The organism is Lichenifustis flavocetrariae (genome assembly GCF_026130545.1).
Classification (GTDB): Bacteria; Pseudomonadota; Alphaproteobacteria; order Rhizobiales; family Beijerinckiaceae; genus Lichenihabitans; species Lichenihabitans flavocetrariae.
On the sequence record NZ_JAMOIM010000144.1, the window covers coordinates 1 to 1,179 of the forward strand.

Consider the following 1,179-nt stretch of genomic DNA (forward strand, 5'->3'; position numbering starts at 1 on the left):
TTCGGCCCCGCGCTGCACCGCTTTCTGCTGGCGCAATATCACCAGGGCCAGGTGACGGTGGCCCGTCTGTTGGACCAGGTCCGGTCGATCGGCATCGACCTGTCCAAGCGCCACCTCGTCCGGCTGCTGATCGACGAACAGGACCTGTTCCGCGACGAGGCGCGCGACGTCCTGCGCGCCGGGCTGGAGACGGCGCGCTGGATCACGGTCGACGACACCGGTGCCCGCCACAAGAGCCGCAACGGCTTCTGCACGCAGATCGGCAACGACGACTTTACTCGGGTATCGGCACCACGGGATCGAAGAGCCGACTCAACTTTCTCGAATGCCTGCGCGCCGGACATACGGACTACGCCATCAATGATGCGGCCTTGGCCTACATGCGCGAGCGCTCACTGTCGTGTTCGGCGACCGCGCTGCTCGCCAACCATTCCGTCCGGCAGTTCGCCGACGAAGCAGCGTTCATGGCGCACCTCCAGGCTCTCGGCCTCGTCGATCTCAAGGTGCTGCCCGATCCCGTCGGCATCGCCACCGAGGGGGCGCTCTGGGGCTCCATCAAGGCGCATGGCTTCCTGTGTGACGCCGTGGTGGTGAGCGACGATGCCGGGCAGTTCAACGTTGGCCACCACGCTCTATGCTGGGTCCACGCAGAGCGCCTGATCCACAAGCTCGACGCCTTCACCGAGGAGCGGCGCAGGATCCAGCGCGTCGTCCGCGGCCTGATCTGGTGGTTCTACCGCGACCTGCTGGCCTTCAAGCGCGACCCCACGGCGCGCCGCAGGGCCGAGATGAAGGCGCGCTTCGACCGGATCTTCAAACGCGAGACCGGCTTCGTCATGCTGGATCGCCTGCTGAAACGGCTCCACGCCAACAAGGCCGAACTGCTGGCCGTGCTCGACCGGCCCGACATCCCGCTCCACACCAACGGATCGGAGAACGACATCCGCTGCCAAGTGACCAAACGCAAGATCAGCGGCGGGACCCGCAGTGACGATGGCCGTGCCTGCCGTGACGCGTTCCTCGGCCTCGCCAAGACCTGCCGGAAGCTGGGCGTGAGCTTCTGGGACTATCTCGGTGACAGGCTCGCCGTCCCAGACGTCATCGCCGTCACGCCGCTGCCAGACCTTGTCCGAAAACGAGCTGCACCAGCCTGATTGCCCGCAGTTTTGCCCCTGTTAC

At 65.9% G+C, this 1,179-nt stretch carries 2 protein-coding genes; one reads left to right on the forward strand and one right to left on the reverse strand.

Features of this window, described 5'->3' with window-relative positions:
- Positions 1 to 231 (reverse strand): hypothetical protein (locus M8523_RS36325; protein ID WP_282589647.1); only part of this gene is annotated, 231 nt, incomplete at its 3' end.
- A gap of 149 nt (positions 232 to 380) precedes the next feature.
- Here M8523_RS36325 and M8523_RS36330 point away from each other — a divergent pair.
- On the forward strand, positions 381 to 1,154 hold the full coding sequence (locus M8523_RS36330; protein ID WP_282589648.1) for an IS66 family transposase: 774 nt from the start codon (positions 381 to 383) through the stop codon (positions 1,152 to 1,154).
- The last annotated feature ends 25 nt before the right edge of the window (positions 1,155 to 1,179 follow it).